Source organism: Streptomyces sp. NPDC031265 (assembly GCF_055570295.1).
In genome coordinates this window covers 37,139-52,370 of record NZ_JBVIHM010000044.1, presented here as the reverse complement: position 1 = coordinate 52,370, position 15,232 = coordinate 37,139, and the positions used below count along the sequence as shown (strand labels likewise).

Annotated in this window: 9 protein-coding genes and 1 pseudogene; 2 read left to right on the top strand and 8 right to left on the bottom strand. The window is 70.6% G+C overall.

The window, feature by feature from the left end; genetic code table 11:
• Nucleotides 1-143: 143 nt before the first annotated feature.
• The 8 genes and pseudogenes from ACZ499_RS37535 to ACZ499_RS37500 form a co-directional block, all read right to left on the bottom strand.
• Nucleotides 144-1,880: a cellulase family glycosylhydrolase gene (locus tag ACZ499_RS37535; RefSeq protein WP_468681364.1), complete on the bottom strand. Its 1,737-nt coding sequence runs from the start codon at nt 1,878-1,880 to the stop codon at nt 144-146.
• 43 nt (nt 1,881-1,923) lie between these two features.
• Nucleotides 1,924-3,435, bottom strand: coding sequence for a glycoside hydrolase family 43 protein (locus tag ACZ499_RS37530; protein WP_468681362.1), 1,512 nt, complete (start codon nt 3,433-3,435; stop codon nt 1,924-1,926).
• A 151-nt stretch (nt 3,436-3,586) separates the two neighbouring features.
• Nucleotides 3,587-3,877: pseudogene (locus tag ACZ499_RS37525) on the bottom strand (cellulose binding domain-containing protein); the annotation flags it as partial.
• A gap of 314 nt (nt 3,878-4,191) precedes the next feature.
• Complete coding sequence (locus tag ACZ499_RS37520; protein ID WP_468681360.1) at nt 4,192-6,177, bottom strand: beta-galactosidase; 1,986 nt, start codon at nt 6,175-6,177, stop codon at nt 4,192-4,194.
• 26 nt (nt 6,178-6,203) lie between these two features.
• Nucleotides 6,204-7,232 (bottom strand): LacI family DNA-binding transcriptional regulator, encoded by a 1,029-nt coding sequence (locus tag ACZ499_RS37515; protein WP_468681357.1) that lies wholly within the window; start codon nt 7,230-7,232, stop codon nt 6,204-6,206.
• A 109-nt stretch (nt 7,233-7,341) separates the two neighbouring features.
• Nucleotides 7,342-8,316: a carbohydrate ABC transporter permease gene (locus ACZ499_RS37510; RefSeq protein ID WP_468681355.1), complete on the bottom strand. Its 975-nt coding sequence runs from the start codon at nt 8,314-8,316 to the stop codon at nt 7,342-7,344.
• Nucleotides 8,313-9,260 (bottom strand): ABC transporter permease, encoded by a 948-nt coding sequence (locus tag ACZ499_RS37505; protein WP_468681353.1) that lies wholly within the window; start codon nt 9,258-9,260, stop codon nt 8,313-8,315. The genes ACZ499_RS37510 and ACZ499_RS37505 overlap by 4 nt, the downstream gene beginning before the upstream one ends.
• Complete coding sequence (locus ACZ499_RS37500; protein ID WP_468681351.1) at nt 9,257-10,936, bottom strand: ABC transporter substrate-binding protein; 1,680 nt, start codon at nt 10,934-10,936, stop codon at nt 9,257-9,259. The genes ACZ499_RS37505 and ACZ499_RS37500 overlap by 4 nt, the downstream gene beginning before the upstream one ends.
• A gap of 202 nt (nt 10,937-11,138) precedes the next feature.
• Between ACZ499_RS37500 and ACZ499_RS37495 the strand changes: the two genes are divergently transcribed.
• Together ACZ499_RS37495 and ACZ499_RS37490 are read left to right on the top strand one after the other, a co-directional pair.
• Nucleotides 11,139-13,994, top strand: a complete 2,856-nt coding sequence (locus ACZ499_RS37495) for a glycoside hydrolase family 3 C-terminal domain-containing protein (protein WP_468681349.1) — start codon at nt 11,139-11,141, stop codon at nt 13,992-13,994.
• A 210-nt stretch (nt 13,995-14,204) separates the two neighbouring features.
• Entirely contained in the window at nt 14,205-15,188 is a 984-nt protein-coding gene (locus tag ACZ499_RS37490) for an acetylxylan esterase (RefSeq protein WP_468681347.1), read from the top strand.
• Nucleotides 15,189-15,232 lie beyond the last annotated feature (44 nt).

The following is a 15,232-nucleotide window of genomic DNA, read 5'->3' as shown; positions in this document are numbered from 1 at the left end:
TTTTTGGATCCGCTCGTATGGTTTGCGCTTGGGGGGGGAGGCGAAACAAAAAGGGAAGGGGGGGGGGAGAGGGAACATGGGGAACCCTAGATAGGGGAGGCCCCAGGCCGCCGGGTTCGGCGGCCGGGGCGAGGAGGCTTCGGTCAGGAGGCGGTGCCGGTCACCGAGTCGCCGGACTTGGTCACCCGGTAGGTCACCGTGGCGCCGCTCCAGTAGTGGAAGGTGAGCGTCGCCGGTGCGCCGTCCTTGAGGGACTTGAGGAAGTCGGTGGTGAGGGCGGTGGCGTCGGCGTCGTACTTGGGGGCGAAGGAGTAGCCGAACTGCTGGTACGGGGTCCAGCTGGCCGGGCCGGCGTTGGTGCCGTCCGCGTACTTGGCCTCCATGGTGGCCAGCAGGTCACCGTTGAACCGGGTGGGGATGTCGAGCGAGGCGGCGGTGCCGGTGGCGGTCGACAGCTGCGGCTTGTCGGAGGTGTTCACGTTGAGCTGCCACGGCACGCCCTGGGAGAACCAGACCTCCACGGTCGAGTTGACGCCGAGATGACGGTCGCCGGCCAGCCGGGTGAGCGCGTCCGCCGTCAGCGTGAGCTCGTTGCCCTTGATCGTGTAGTCGGGGCCCTCGCGCAGCGGGGTGTTGCCGTGCCAGACCGCCAGGGGCTTGGTGTCGTTCGGGTTGAGGGTGACCGTCTGGGCCTTTATCGCGCCGGACTTCGGCAGGAAGAGGTTGTCGGTGGAGGCGGTGCCGGAGCGGGTCTGCCAGGACCGCTTGATGAGGTCCATCAGCTCCGGGTTCCGCCACTTCAGGTCGGCGCGGTTGAGGAAGGCGAAGTCGTCCCACAGCGCGGTGGTGACACCGCTGATACGGGCCTGGTAGCCCAGCTCCTCGTAGTACTTCAGCATCTCGCCGTGCTCGACGTAGCCCTCGGTGGGCCGGGTGAGCAGGCCGTACTCGCCCAGGTAGACGGGGACGCCCTTGGAGATGAAGGTGTCGCGCATCCGGGCGAAGGAGTCGAGCATGTCCTTGCGGGTGTCGGCGGTGTACGTGGTGTAGCCCGCGACGTTCACGCTGAACGGCCAGAAGCTGTAGTAGTGCACGGTGGCGACCAGGTTGCGGTCGTGCAGTGAGTTGATCGTCTTGGACAGGTCGTCCATGAGGGGCTGGGTCCCCGAGCCGGCCTGGGTCGGCAGCATGAGCAGGCGGTCCTTGTTCTTGCCGCCGGACTTGCGGACGACGGAGTGGAACGAGGTGTTGAGCTCGTTCAGGTACTGGGTCTTCTGGACGTCGGTCGCGTTGTTGAAGACCGGCTCGTTGACGCTCTCCAGGAGCAGCTTGCCCGGCTCGTCCTTGAAGGTGGTGGCAATCTGCTGCCAGGTCGAGTTGAACCGCGCGACTACGGCGTCGTGGTTCGTGGAGATGTCGGCGATCCACCTCCACGAGTCGTGGTGCACGTTGAGGTCGACGTAGAGGCCGTCCTCCAGGGCCCAGTCGACCACCTGCTTGACCCGCTTCATGTACGCCGCGTCGATGGTGTAGGGAGCGGTCTCGGACTGGTGGGGGTACCAGCTGACAGGGATGCGGACGCTGCGGAAGCCCTCGTCCCGGATGTGGTCGATCAGGGCCTTGGTGGTCAGCGGGTTGCCCCAGGAGGTCTCGTCGGGGATCGCGTCCAGGGTGTTGCCGAGGTTCCAGCTGGGCTGCATCTGGGCCATGGCGTCCATCGCCCTGTGCGGGACCTTGTCCGCTGCCGGCCGAGCCGGAGCCGGTGCGGCCATGGCGGTGCCGCAGGCGAGGCTGCCCGTGGTGGCCAGTGCCACCACGATGCCGGCCGTCCGGCCGGGCCGGCGGCTGCGCGGGCGCGCGGGCTGCTGTGCTTCGTTCACGTGTCGTCCCTTTCGTGTGAACAGCTGAGGGGCTGATGGATGGTCAGGGAAGCGGAAGGGGCCCGTAGTCGAACCAGTCGAAGTGGACGGTTCCGGTCGTGGCGTACATGCCGATGACCCGGCCGGTGAAGCCGCCGGCCACCTCGGTGGACAGGTGCCGGCCATCGAGCGCGGAGAGCACGGTGAACGTGCCGTCCGGCTCCTCGATGCCGAAGGAGAGGGTGTCCGGCCCGGTCCGCGCGTCCCGTGGGGGTGCCGGGGTGATCTCGACGCCGAGCACCACCGCTGCGGCGGGCAACGGCCGGGAGGCGACCTCGGCGCGCAGCGAGCCGATGCGGGCGAACACCGTCACCTCGCCGGCGGCCGCCTCGATCTCGTAGTGGTGCTCCTCGTCCAGTCGGACGGCCAGGCCGCCGCGGCCGTCTGCGGGGTCGATCAGCGTGCGGGCGCGGCAGGTGAGGTGCTGCTGGCGCCGGCCGACGAACACCGCGTCGTTCTCGTCGAGCGAGGCCCCGGCGGCGCGGAGGGTCAGCCAGCCGGATCGTTCCTTCGTGGTGCAGAGCCGCTCCGGGCGCTCGCGCAGGGAGATCCAGCGGGGCTGCAGCTCGGGGTGGTCGAAGTCGTCCCGGACCGGTGCGGCGGGGGCGGGATGGAGCGGCCAGGCGGGGGTGGGCAGTTCGGGGGACAGCTCGCCGACGAGCGGCCAGCCGTCCACCCACTCGACCGGGGCGAGGAAGGTCTCCCGGCCGAGTACGTGCCAGCCGGGGGTGCCGCCGCGCGGCCGTACGCCGAGCAGGACCATCCACCAGGAGCCGTCGGGAGCCTGGACGAGGTCGGCGTGGCCGGTGTTCTGGATCGGGTGGTTGGTGCCGCGATGGGTCAGGATCGGGTTGGCCGGGCACGGCTCGAACGGGCCGGAGGGCGTGCGGCCGCGGGCGATGGACACGCCGTGGCCGCGTTCGGTACCACCCTCGGCGATGAGCAGGTACCAGTACGGGCCGATCCGGTACAGGTGTGGCGCCTCGGGTGCGAGGGCGCCGGGGGTGCCGGACCACAGCCGGTGGGGCTCGCCGAGGGTCTCGCCGGTGTGCGGGTCGATGCGGACCTGGGAGACCCCGGCGACGGTGCAGTAGCAGGTGCCGTCCTCGTCCCAGGCGAGGTCCGGGTCGATGCCGGGGACTCCGGGCAGCCGGACCGGGTCGGACCAGGGGCCGGCCGGGTCGGTGGCGGTGAAGAGCATGTTGCCGCCGTCGCCGACGTTGGTGACGATCAGCCAGAAGCGGTCGTCGTGGTGGCGCAGCGTGGGAGCGTAGATTCCGCCGGAGGAGGGCATGTCGCGCGGCAGACGCAGCTGACTCGGCCGGTCCAGGGCGTTGCCGATCTGCGTCCAGTTCACCAGGTCGCGGCTGTGGAAGACGGGGATGCCGGGGAAGTACTCGAAGCTGGAGCAGACGAGGTAGTAGTCGTCGCCCACCCGGCAGACGCTGGGGTCGGGATGGAAGCCGGGTATCACCGGGTTGGGGACGGTGTCGCCCTGCTGAGGCTGGTCTGACACGTGGTCGGTTCCTTTCGGTGCACGTTCGGAGGCGGTACCCCGGACCGTCGGAGGGTTCGGGGCACCGCTTCGTCGGGGTTGAGCCGATCGCGCAGGACGCGCCGTTGAACCAGAAGGCGGATGGGTTGGCGTCGCTCTTGGACCACGTGGCCTTGAAGCCCCACTGGACGCTTCCGCCGGGCGGCACGGCGGCGTTGAAGGACGCGTTCCCGGCGTCGACGCTCGGGCCGCTCTGCGACACCGAGGCGCTCCAGCTGTTGCTGATGTGGATGTCGCCGGGGAAGTCGAAGCCGAGGTCCCAGCCGTTGACCTGGCCGAGGTTGTTGTTGACGACGGTGACGGTGCCGATCAGGCCGCCCGGCCACTCGTTCTTGTTGTGGACGACCCGGCAGTTCGCGCTGGTCGGGTGCGTCTGGACGACGGTGACGCCGTAGGCGGGCACGGTCTGGGTGCTCGGGCTGCCGGTCTGGGCCGTGCTGATCGAGTGGAGGTCGGCGGATGGCTTGTACACGGCCACCGCCTCGTGGACCAAGCCGCGGTCCTCCGGCACGAGTCGTTCTCCGCCCACAGCAGGTCGGCGCTGTCCAGGGCCGCCGGGGCGTCCCCGGTGAGGTCGCCGGGCGTGCCGATGCGGACCAGGCGGGGGGTGCCGTGCTCGCCCGGACCGATCTCCAGCTCCAGAATCTGGTGGCCCCAGCGGATCGTCGAGTGCGGGTCGGTCATGGCGGCCTTCCTCGGTGGGGGAGACGGGGGCGTTCAGTGCGCGCGCAGGACCGCGCAGCCGCCGGGCGGCAGTTGGTGCAGGGGCCCGCCCGTGAGCAGGTCGTGGCCTGGCTGCGGCAGCGGTACGGCCTCGGAGCGGTGGTTGATCAGCACCTGCCAGGCGCGGCCGTCGGGGGCGTGCCGGGTGACGGCTTCGACGCCGGGCGACAGGCCGGGCAGCTCGGGGCCGGTACCGGCCTCCATGAGCAGCCGGCCGACCAGGGCGGCGTAGCCGGCGTCGTCGAGGCGGGTGGAGAGGTACCAGCCGTGGCCGGAGCCGAAGTCGTGGCGGGTGAGCGCCGGGCTGCCGGCGAGCATGCCGTGGGTGTACGCGGCGAGTGCCTCGGCGCCCTCGGTGCGCAGGGACTCGCTCCAGGAAGTGGCCGTCGAGCCGTCGGAGAGGACGACCTCCTCGTCCCGCCGCAGCGGGCGGTACTCCTCGACCCGGATGCCCAGCGCCTCCCGCAGCGGTGCGGCCGGGTAGCCGCCGAGCCGGGCGTGGAGGCGCTCGTCGGCCACGCCGCTGAAGTGCTGGACGAGCAGGGTGCCGCCGCCCTCGACGTAGCGGCGCAGGTTCTCGGCGCCCGCGTCGGTGAGCAGGAACAGGGCCGGTGCGAGGACCAGCCGGTAGCGGCTCAGGTCGTGTTCGGGATGGGCGAAGTCGACCGTCGGGCCGGCGTCCCACAGCGCCCGGTGGGCGCGGCACAGCGCGGCGTGGTAGTCGAGCTCGGACGACGGCAGCCCGTCGACCCGCATCGCCCACCAGGCGTCGGAGTCGTGCAGGACGGCGACCTGGGCCCGGGCGGTGGAGCCGGCGAGTTCGCCGAGCCGGGTGATGGCCTCTCCGGCCGCCGTGACCTCGCGGAAGGTACGGCTGTCCGGCCCGGCGTGCGGGACCATCGCCGAGTGCCACTGCTCGGCGCCGGCCCGGGACTGGCGCCACTGGAAGAAGAGCGCGCCCTCCGAGCCGCGGGCGATGTGGCCGAGCGAGTGGCGCAGGATCTCGCCCGGCTCCTTGGCGAGGACGCGGCCGGTCGCGTAGACGGTGTTGGTTCCCTGTTCCATCAGCAGCCAGGGGGCGCCGCCGCCGAAGGAGCGGGCCCGGTCGGCGCAGAAGGCGGTGTCGGCGGCGGCGTCGATGCCGGGTGCGGTGGGGTAGTGGTCGACGGCGACCAGGTCGACCTCGCGGCCGAAGGCCCACAGGTCCAGGTTCTGGTAGGAGGGCAGCATGAGGTTGGTCGTCACCGGGCGGTCGCTGTGGGCGCGGATCGCGTCGCGCTGCTCGCGGTAGGCGGCGAGCGTCTCGTCGGACCAGAAGCGGCTGAAGTCCAGGGTCTGGCCGGGGTTGTGGTGCCACTGGCTGGCGCGGGGCGGCAGGATCTGATCCCAGGAGGTGTAGCGCTGGCTCCAGAAGGCCGTTCCCCAGGCCTCGTTGAGGGTGTCGAGGGAGCCGTGGCGGGCGCGCAGCCAGACCCGGAAGGCGGCCGCGGTGTGGTCGCACCAGCACAGGGTCGCGTACTCGTTGTGTACGTGCCACAGGGCGAGCGCCGGGTGGTCGCCGTAGCGTTCGGCGAGGGCGTCGGCGATACGGAGGGCGGCCCGGCGGTAGGCGGGGGCGGCGAGGCAGTAGGTGTCCCGGCTGCCGTGGGTCAGGCGGGTGCCGTCGGGGCCGACCGGCAGGGCGTCCGGGTGGGCGAGGGTGAACCAGGGAGGTGGGGAGGCAGTCGGGGTGGCCAGGTCGACGGCGACGCCGTTCGTGTGCAGGCGGTCGAGGTGGGCGTCGAGCGGGCCGAAGTCGTAGCGGCCCTCCTCGGGCTCCAGCAGGGCCCAGGAGAAGACGCCGACGGTGGCGAGGTTGACCCGCGCCCGGCGCATCAGCTCGTCGTCCTGCTTCCACACTTCCGCGTCCCACTGCTCGGGGTTGTAGTCCCCGCCGAAGGCGAGGCCGCCGAGGCGGTCCGTGAGTCGGCGTATGTCCATCTGGGAACCGTCCTCAGGTCGTGGTGTCAACTGCGGTGCGGGGCTGGTGCGGTGCTTTCGCGGACCACCAGTTCCGGTGGCGTCAGCACGAGTTGGTCCTGCGGTTCCTCGCCCGCGGCAGCTGCGGTGATCCTGGCCATGACCTGGTCGACGGCGACCTGCCCGAGGTCCTTCTTCGGACCGGTCACGGAGGTGAGCTGGGGCGAGTGCTGCTCCGCGAGCGGATCGGGGCAGATGGCGATGACGGAGGCGTCCTCCGGCACGGTCCGTCCGCTGGCGCGCAGCAGGCTGAGCAGCGGGCCGATCGCGGTCTCGTTCTGCACGACGAACCCGGTGGTGTCCGGTCGGTCCGCGAGGATTCGGGCCAGGGTGCCGGCCGTGCTCTCGTACGTGCCCTCGCACGGCCGGTGGAGGAAGCGCAGGTCCCGCCGCTCGGCACGGGCGCGGAAGCCGTTCAGGGTGCGCTCGGCGTAGCCGGCGTGCCGCCGGTAGACGCCGCTGCTGTAGCCGATGAAGGCGACGTCGCGGTGGCCGAGGTCGGCCAGGTGGTCGGCGCACAGGGCGCCCGCGGTGGCGAAGTCGTGGTCGACGCAGGAGAGTCCGGCGGGGTCGTCGGGCAGGCCGATGAGTGAGGCCGGGATGTCCTTGGCCCGCAGGACCGGGATGCGGTCGTCGTCCAGCCGGACGTCCATCAGGATGACCCCGTCGGCGAGGCCCGTGGCGGCGACCCGGCGGACCCCTTCGGGACCTTCGTCGTTGGTGAGCAGCAGGACGTCGTAACCGTGTTCGCGGGCGGCCACGGTGGCCGCGATGGCGATCTCCATCATCGTGGGCACGTGCACCTCGGGGTGGAGCGGCACCACCAGGGCGATGATGTGCGAGCGCTTGCCGGCCAGAGCCCGGGCGCCCGCGTTGGGGTGGTAACCGAGGACCGTGATGGCCCGTTCGATGCGGACTCTGGTCTCGTCGGAGATCGGGCGCTTGCCGCTGAGGGCGTAGCTGACCGTGCTCGACGAGACGCCGGCGTGCCTGGCCACATCGGCGAGTGTCACCATCGCTCTGCTTCCTTCGTTTCGGTGCCGGTGGGGAGCGGTCCCCGGTCGTGCGGCGGGCGGTCCGCGGGGGACCGTTCCCGGCCCGTGGGGGCCTCGGTTCCCGCGCGGATCAGCCCTTGATCGCGCCGGTGAGCACACCGGCGCGCAGGTGCTTCTGTACGAACGGGTACACGATCACCAGTGGTACCAGGGTGAGGACCACTACCGCCATCTGCAGCGACAGCGGCGCGGTCTGCGCATGGGTGCTGCCGAAGCCGGAGTTGACGGAACCGGGCAGGCCGTTGCCCCGGTTGACGTAGGTGAGCAACACGTACTGGAGGGGCCACTTCTGGCTGTCCGTCGGCATGTAGAGCATGACGTTGAAGAAGGAGTTCCAGTAGCCCACGGCGTAGAAGAGCGCGGTCACGGACGTGACGGCGCGTGAGGTGGGCAGGACGACGGACCACAGGATGCGCCAGTCCCCGGCGCCGTCCATCCGGGCGGCGTCGATGAGTTCGGAGGAGGTCTCCTGGTAGAAGGCACGCAGTACCAGGATGTTGAAGACGGAGACGGCGCTCGGCAGGATCAGTGCCCACCACTGGCCGTAGCCGCCGAGCTCGGTGACGACCAGGAAGCTCGGGATCAGGCCGCCGCTGACGAACATCGTGACGATCAACAGCATCAGGACGAAACGGTGCCCGAGGGACCTGGGCCGGGAGAGGCCGTAGGCGCACAGGATCGACACGGCCATGGAGATCGCGGTGCCGACCACGGTGATGCCGAGACTCACCAGCAACGAGGTGCGGACGGTCGAGTCGCTGAGCATCTGGCGGTACGTCTCGGTGGTCAGGCCGTCCGGCCAGACCACCAGGCCGCCGGCCCGGTTGACGGCCCCGGGGGTGGAGAAGCTGGTCACCAGGATGATCCACAGCGGGACCAGGACGACGGCGAGCATGCCGCCGAGCGTGAGTCCCTTGGCCGCCTGGCCGACGGCGGTCGGCGGTTCCTCCCAGGACGGGCGGACGGACCGGGCCCCGCGCCGCGCGGTTCCCCTTCGCGCATCCCGCTTTTCGCGCCGGGAACCGATGGTGAGTACGTTGGTCATTTTCGGTACAACCCGTCCTCGCCGAAAGCGTGCGCCAGCCGGTTGGCACCCCAGATGAGCAGCAGCGAGACCACGCTCTTGAAGAGCCCGGCCGCCGCACCGAAGCTGTAGCCGCCGCTGGCGATGCCGTAGTAGAAGGAGAAGGTGTCCAGTACGTCCGCGGCCTCGTGGCCGACCGCTTCCCGCTGGATCAGGAACTGCTCGAAGCCGACCGACAGCGCGTTGCCGAGCCGCAGCACCAGCATCAGCACGATCACCCCGCGCAGGCCCGGCAGCGTGATGTGCCACATCCGCCGGAACCGCCCCGCGCCGTCCGCCGCCGCGGCCTCGTACAACTCGCTGTTGATCGCGCTGAGGGCGGCGAGGAAGACGATGATCCCCCAGCCCGCCTCCTTCCAGATCGCCTGGGAGCTGATGAGCAGCGCGAAGGTGTCCGGGTTGGTCATGATGTCCCAGGCGCCGAGGCCGTGCTGGCGCAGGAACTGGTTGAGCACGCCGGCGCCGCCCAGCATCTGCTGGAAGATCGTGATCGCCAGTACCCACGAGAAGAAGTGCGGCAGGTAGACCACGGACTGGAAGAAGTTGCGCAGCCGCTCGCTGACCACCGAGTTGAGCAGCAGGGCCAGAACGATCGGGATCGGGAAGAAGAGGACAAGCTGCACGAAGCTGAGGTACAGCGTGTTCTTCAGCGCGTCCCAGAACGCCGGGTCGTGGAAGAGCTGCTGGAACTGGTCGAACCCGACCCACTGGCTGTGCCAGACCCCGACCAGCGGGTCGTACTCCTGGAAGGCGGTGACCACGCCGAACAGCGGTACGTAGTTGAACACCAGGAGCAGGACGGCCGCGGGCACGGTCATCAGCAGGAGCGACTTGTCGCGTCGCAGCTTGATCCGCCAGTTGAGCCGCGCCGGCCCTGCCGGGCGCTCCGACCGCGTGGTACTCACTGGCCGGTGCCGTACTTGTTGAGGACGTTGTCGGTCAGCCACTGCTTGAGCCGCTCTCCGGGGCCGGACCTCCAGTTCGCGATGGCGGCCTGCACGTCGGAGACCTTCTTCTTGCCGTGGTAACAGTCCTTCACGGTGTCGTTGACGCTCTGCGCGGCTTCGGCCGCGGCGATCGCCTGCGGCATGCCGTAGTTCACGCCCCAGAAGAGCGGCTTGGTGAGCGTCTTGACGTTGGCGCCCTGCCAGGCCGCGTAGTCCTTGGTGACGATGTCGCCGTCCGGGTTGCTGATTACGGCCGAGGGAGCGGCCAGGAACGGGAAGGTCTGTGGCTGGACGTCCTTCTTGCCCTCGCTCGTGAAGGTCGGCACGCCGTTCACCCGGTTGTGGTGGACGCCGTCGACGCCGAAGTTGATCAGGGTGTACTCGGCGGTGCCGTAGGGAGCTGCGAGGTAGTTCGCGACGGCGAGCAGTTCCTCGATCTGAGCGGGCTTCAGGTTCGCGTTGAGGTAGCTGATCATGCTGGTGGAGGGAGCCATGTAGATCACGGGTGTGCTCTTGCCGTCGGCGGCCAGGGCGTTGAAGGCGCCGCGCCGGTAGTGCGGGTCCGCGGCGACACCGGACTGGTAGTCGGTCAGGTTCCAGGCGCCGGTTCCGCCGCCCTGGATGAGGGTCTTTCCGCTGTAGAAGCGGGTGGTGGCGTTGGCGTTGTCACCCGCGAGCGCGTCCGGGTGTATGTACCCGGAGGTGGCCAGGCGGTGGTGCCAGTCGAGGGCCTCCAGGTACTCCTGGGTCTCGAAGGCGTGGACCAGCTTGCCGTTGTCGACCTTCCACTTCTGGGGGGCACCCCAGGCCGTGTACAGGTAGGTCCACACGTCGTCGAAGGCCCACACGCCCCGCTTGGCGTCGGTCAACTCCTTGCCGAGGTTCATCAGGTCGTCGGCGGACTTCACCTGGTCGGCGGTGATGCCCCGGGACTCGAGGATGTCCCGGCGGTAGTAGACGGTTCCCGCGATGGCGAAGCCGGTGGACAGGCAGGGGATTCCGTAGAGCTTGTCGCCCCAGACACCGACCTGCCAGGCGCCGGTGGGGAGGGCGGCCAGGTGGGGGTACTTCTTGATGTTGTCGCCGGACAGGTACGGGGTCAGGTCCGCCAGCTGTGTGCCGGTCAGTCTGCCGGTGTTGAAGTTGGGGTTCCACCAGGACGGCAGGTTGATCCAGTCCGGCAGTTTCTTGGCGGCGGTCATCGTCGGGACGATGGTGTTGAAGTTGTTCCCGTCCGCCGGCTTGATGGTGAGCTCGACCCCGAGGGCCTTGTTCATGGCCTGGTAGAAGGAGTTGCCGACCGGCGGGTTGGTGCCCCACAGCGGCGTGACCGCCGTGTAGCGGCCGCCCTTGCCCGGAACGCCGGAGACACTCGTGGGCGGGGACGCGGGGTAGGTGAGGTAGGCCGGGTCGGTCGCGGCGTCGGTTCCACCGCGCACCGGGGGTATGTCCGGCTTGACCGCGCTGCTGTTCGGCACATAGGTCGGCAGAGCCGCCTTGAGGCCCTCCTTGCTGTTCGCACCGGACTTCCCGGTCGATCCGCCGCAGGCGGTCAGCAGGGGCGTCATCGCGGCGGCTCCCGCGATCGTGGCGGTGGTGCTGAGAAAGCTCCTGCGGTTCAACCCGGATCTCATGGTGGCATGGCCCCTCTCCGTCGATGCGTCGAAGCGCTTGGATTTTCGGCGAGAGTAATGACGCCGTTACCGATTGAGCAAGAGACTGAACAAATCCAAAATCCTTTGTGTGCTGGGTAGTTGACAGCAATATCGGATCATGTCAGCGTCGAATCGCTTCGATGAACATCTCCTGCAACCGGCCCGCCGAGGGGTTTTCCACGTGAGTTCCGTTCCCGTGTCCGCAGCCGACCTGCCTGCTTTCCGTGATCCCGCGCTGCCGGTGCGAAAGCGTGTCGACGACCTGGTCGAACGGCTCACGCTCGACGAACGGCTCGCGATGCTGCACCAGTACGCGCCGGCCGTGCCGCGTCTGGGCCTCGCTCCCTTCCGCACCGGCAGCGAGGCCCTGCACGGCGTCTCCTGGCTCGGGGTGGCGACGGTCTTTCCCCAGGCCGTCGGCCTCGGCGCCAGCTGGGACGAGGACCTGGTGCGCCGGGTCGCCGACGCGGTCTCGACCGAGCTGCGGGCCTTCCACTACCACCGTCCCCCGACGATCAGCACGGCCGAGCGCGGAGCCAACTCACTGCAGGCCTGGGCCCCCGTGCTCAACCTGCTGCGCGACCCGCGCTGGGGCCGCAACGAGGAGGCCTACTCCGAGGACCCGGTGCACACCGCCCGGATCGGTGAGGCGTTCTGCCGGGGCCTCGCCGGCGACCACCCGACCTACCTGCGGGCCGCCCCGGTGCTCAAGCACTTCCTCGCCTACAACAACGAGGACGACCGCTGCACCACCTCCTCCGGACTGCGTCCGCGCGTGCTGCACGAGTACGACCTGGCCGCCTTCCGCCCCGTCGTCGCCTCCGGCGCCGCGACCGGCACGATGGCCGCCTACAACCTCGTCAACGGCCGCCCCTGCCACGTCAGTCCGCTGATCGAGGCGGAGCTGCGCCGCTGGGCCGAGCCGACCGGTCACGAGCTGTTCGTGGTCAGCGACGCCGAGGCTCCGTCCAACCTGGTCGACCCGGAGCATTACTTCGACGACCACGTCGAGTCCCACGCGGCGGCGCTCAAGGCCGGCATCGACAGCTTCACCGACCATGGCGAGGACAGCGGGACGCCGATCGGCCGACTGCGCGAGGCGCTGGAGCGCGGTCTGATCGACGAGGCCGACGTGAACCGCGCGGTCCGGCGGCAGCTGGAAGTGCGCTTCCGCGTCGGTGAGTTCGACCCCGACCTCGACCCCTACGCCGGCACCGGCCCCGAGGTGATCGACAGCCCGGAGCACCGCGCCCTGGCCCGGTACGCCGCGATCGAGTCGACGGTGCTGCTCAAGAACGACGGCCTGCTGCCGCTCGACCCGGACCGCACGCCCAGGGTCGCCGTCATCGGCCCGCTCGCCGACACGCTGTACGAGGACTGGTACAGCGGCACCATGCCGTACCAGGTGAGCATCGCCGCCGGACTGGCCACGGCCGTCGGCGCCCACGGCGGCGAGGTGGTCCGCGTCGAAGGCTCCGACCGGATCACCTTGCGTTCGCGCACCACGGGTGACCTGCTCGGCAAGTGCGCCTTCGACGTGACCGACTGGGGCGGCGGCGCCTTCACGCTGCGCGCCGCCGACACCGGACGCTACCTGAGCCTCCAGGACGACGACGCCCTGGCCGACGACCAGGTAGTGATCAAGAGCTGGTTCGTCAAGGAGACCTTCCGGCTCGAACCGGCCGGTGCGGACACCGTGCTGCTCCGCTCCCTGTTCACCGGGCGCTACGCCGCCGTGGACCCGACCGATGGCCGGGTGACGGTCACCGCGGAGACCGCGGACGACGCCGAGCGCTGGCAGCGGGAACTGCTGCGCGACGGCCTGGCCGAGGCGCGGGAGGCCGCCGTGGCGGCCGACGTCGCGGTCGTGGTCCTCGGCAACCACCCGATGGTCAACGGCCGCGAGACGGAGGATCGCGCGGACATCGACCTGCCCGAGGGGCAGGAGGAGCTGCTGCGCGCCGTCGCGGCCGTCCGCCCGGAAACGGCGCTGGTCGTGATGAGCAGCTACCCGTTCGCCCTCGACTGGGCCGACAAGCACCTGCCCGCCGTGGTGTGGACGTCCCACGGCGGGCAGGAGACAGGACATGCGCTGGCCGCCGTCCTGCTCGGCGAGGCCGAGCCCGCGGGCCGCCTGCCGCAGACCTGGTACCGGGGCGACGACCCGCTTCCGGCCCCGCTCGACTACGACATCATCAAGGCGGGCTGGACCTACCAGTACCACCGGACGGCCCCCCTCTATCCCTTCGGCCACGGGCTGTCCTACACCGACTTCGCCCACCGGGACCTGCGCCTGTCGCAGCCGTCGATCGCCCAGGACGGCTCACTCGACGTAACGGTGAACCTGGCCAACACCGGCCCACGGGCCGGCAGCGAGGTCGTCCAGCTCTACGTCCGGGCCCTGGACGCCCGCTACGAGGCACCCCGGCTGCGACTGGCCGACTTCCGCAAGGTGCGGTTGGAGCCGGGGGAGAGCCGCGGGCTGACGTTCCGGCTCTCGGCCGAGCAGCTTGCCCACTGGTCCGTCACCACCGGCGCCTTCGCCGTCGATCCCGGTGGCTACGAGGTGATCGTCGCCCGCTGCGCCGACCACCCGGCCCTGTCCGCGCCGCTCACCGTGACCGGGGCCGGCGCCGCGCCCCGGGTGGGCGTCGGACGCCGAATCCCGGCGGTCGACTTCGACGACTACGAGGACGTCACCATCGTCGACGCCACCCGCTCCGACGGTGACGCCGTCACGCCCACCGATCCCGCGCGGCCCGCGACGCTCCTCTTCCGCGACATCGACCTCTCCGGGGCCGCCAGGGTCGAGGTCGAGACCACCCGCGAGGGTGTCGGTACGGGCAGGGCGCGGCTCGAAGTCCGGCTGGGCGCCCGGGTCCTGGCCGAGATCGACGTGCCCGTGACCGGCGACCGCTACGCGGGGACGGGCACCACCGCCGAGCTCGCCGCCCCGCTCGACGGCGTGCACGACCTGAGCCTGACCCTGCACGGCGACTTCCGGCTCTGCGCCGTCCGCTTCGGCACGGCCGACTGAGGCCCGTCGCCCCCAGACCGGCGGCCCGCCGAGGGGGGCGGGCCGCCACCTCCCTCGCCCGGTGCCCGACGCAGGGAGGCCCGACGCCACGAGGCGCCCTCATACCGAGTCCGTTCCACTCCCGTCGCCCGGCCGCCCGGAGGTGGCCCCCAGTCGCTGCTCACGTCCCACCACATCAGCTCGTCATCGCTCCACCCGGAGGAATCGCCCATGCCGCTCACTGACTTCGGGCTTGACGAACTCGTCAGCTACCGGCCCGAGTTGACCGTCCCGCAGGACTTCGACGAGTTCTGGCGGCGAACCCTCGCCGACGCCCGCTCGCACGGCGCGGCGGTCAAGGCCGAACGCGTCACCTCGCAGTACGCGCTGCGCACCGTCGAGGTCGACGACATACGGTTCCCCGGCTGGAGCGGCGAGCGGGTGGCCGCCTGGCTGCTGCGCCCACGCGGCGTGGACGGGCCGCTGCCCGTCGTCATCACCTATATGGGCTACTGCGGTGGCCGCGGGCTGCCCACCGAGCACCTGTTCTGGTCCGCTGCGGGATACGCCCAACTCGTGGTCGACAGTCGCGGTCAGGGCCATGACACCCCGGACCGGGACATGGGCGACGGCACCCAGTGGGTCGAGGGCTTCATGACCCGGGGTATCGACTCCCCCGAGAACTACTACTACCGGCGGCTGATCACCGACTGCGTGCGCGCCGTGGACGCAGTCGCGCAGCTTCCGGGCCTCGACAGCGACCGGGTCGTGGTGAGCGGCGGCAGCCAGGGCGGCGGCCTGGCCCTCGCAGTCGCCGGCCTCAGCGGGGACCGCGTGGCGGCCGTGATGCCGGACGTTCCGTTCCTGTGCCACTTCCGCCATGCCGCGCAGATCGCCGGCGAGGGGCCGTACCCGGAGATCGCCAAGTACCTGCGCTGGCACAGCCGGCACCGAGTGGAGCCGACCTTCGCCACGCTCGACTACTTCGACGCCGTCCACTTCGCCCAACGAGCCACCGCACCGGCCCTGTTCAGCGTCGGCCTGATGGACCCGGTCTCCCCGCCCTCCACGGTCTACGCCGCCTTCAACCACTACGCGGGCGACGACCGGACCATGACGGTGTGGCCCTTCGCCGACCACGGCGGCGGCTGTGGCTCCAACCCGCCCGCCCAGCTCTCCTGGCTGCTCGACCTCGGGCTGGCGCCGCAGCTGTGACCGCCGTGCGCGGAATCCGGCCTCCCGCCGGCCGGCCCCGCGAC

Excerpts from the sequence above, each read along its gene's own strand:
- ACZ499_RS37490 (WP_468681347.1), top strand. The coding sequence starts at position 14,205 with ATGCCGCTCACTGACTTCGGGCTTGACGAACTCGTCAGCTACCGGCCC.
- ACZ499_RS37520 (WP_468681360.1), bottom strand. The coding sequence starts at position 6,177 with ATGGACATACGCCGACTCACGGACCGCCTCGGCGGCCTCGCCTTCGGC.
- ACZ499_RS37515 (WP_468681357.1), bottom strand. The coding sequence starts at position 7,232 with ATGGTGACACTCGCCGATGTGGCCAGGCACGCCGGCGTCTCGTCGAGC.
- ACZ499_RS37510 (WP_468681355.1), bottom strand. The coding sequence starts at position 8,316 with ATGACCAACGTACTCACCATCGGTTCCCGGCGCGAAAAGCGGGATGCG.
- ACZ499_RS37500 (WP_468681351.1), bottom strand. The coding sequence starts at position 10,936 with ATGAGATCCGGGTTGAACCGCAGGAGCTTTCTCAGCACCACCGCCACG.